This is a genomic window from Xanthomonas sp. D-109, from assembly GCF_017746095.1.
Taxonomy (GTDB): Bacteria; Pseudomonadota; Gammaproteobacteria; order Xanthomonadales; family Xanthomonadaceae; genus Xanthomonas_A; species Xanthomonas_A sacchari.
Window position 1 is genome coordinate 1 of the sequence record NZ_JAGHWV010000037.1, and the last position, 1,183, is coordinate 1,183.

1 protein-coding gene and 1 pseudogene are annotated in these 1,183 nt (G+C 63.2%); both read right to left on the reverse strand.

Going from position 1 to position 1,183, the window contains the following annotated elements; genetic code table 11:
- A pseudogene (locus J7357_RS20925) lies at positions 1–164 on the reverse strand (flagellin); the annotation flags it as partial.
- 830 nt (positions 165–994) lie between these two features.
- Positions 995–1,183: flagellin (locus tag J7357_RS20930; protein ID WP_280515414.1), on the reverse strand; the 189-nt coding region annotated here is incomplete at its 5' end.

Genomic DNA, 1,183 nt, shown 5'->3' on the forward strand with positions numbered 1-1,183 from the left:
GTGAAGCGCTCGGAGATCGCCAGGCCGGCGGCGTCGTCCTTGGCGCTGTTGATGCGCAGGCCCGAGGACAGACGCTGGATCGTCGTCGCCAGGCTGGCGCTGGTGGTGTTGAGGTTGCGCTGAGCGTTCAGCGACATTACGTTGGTATTGATGACCTGTGCCATTTTGATATCTCCTCTAAGCGATTTGTCCGGCAACCCATTGGTGCCTGGAGCCTCCGCAGGGGGCCATCAATTGGCCAGTGCCGCTGCTGGTATAAGTAACGGCAGTCGGTGCGCAACCTTTAGGGATTTGCTGCCGAAAATTTGGCGTTTCGGCGATTTGCGTGACACCAGAAACGCGGCGAAAGGCTTGTTTCGGCCGCGCTTCGTCAAACTTTAGGCGTCTTGTCCAAGTCGGAGAAAGGGCGGCCCGAATCGTGCAGGGAGCGATGTGCTCGATGCTCTCGATGGTGTGTCGCGTCGACGACGCGAACGCTTGACCTGCCGGTACGCAACGCATTGCGGCGCAACGGCTTGGCCATCTCTTCCTCTCCCTGTCTGATCGCCTTCCCGTCGGCCTTGGCGATGAAATAGAAGGAGTGTCGGTCGTCCGGCGATGTGGGCAATGCCGGCGCGCTTTCAGGTCGTGCACTGCGTTGACGACGCTTTACAGGCGATCTTGGAATGCGGCTGCGGTCATCGCCAACTGCTGACCGTCATCCAGTCCATTGGTCACGCGTCGCGCGACAGCGCCGGCGGTCGGTGGCATTGGCCGTCTCCCGTTGATCCCTCATAACGGGTCGCATGCACGGGGATCACCGCGAATAGCATGGCCACGCTGTCTGCTGGCCGCCGCCCTACCAGGCAGGGTAGCGCTTACCTTCGGCGTCGAGGACCGGCAACGCGCGGAGATGGCGCTTCCTCCGAGATGCGACGGCCCGTGGCGGGAACAGGGAACAAAAAAGGCCCCTCCTTGCGGAGGGGCCTCGGTGGTGCGATGCGGCTGGCGACGCTTAGCCCTGGAGCAGGCTCAGCACGCTCTGCGGGGCCTGCTTGGCCTGGGCCAGCATCGCGGTGCCGGCCTGCTGCAGGATCTGCGTACGGGTCAGCTCGGCGGTTTCCTTGGCGTAGTCGGTATCGCGGATGCGGCTGCGCGAGGCCGACAGGTTCTCCGAGGTCGAGCTCAGGTTGGCGATGGTGGA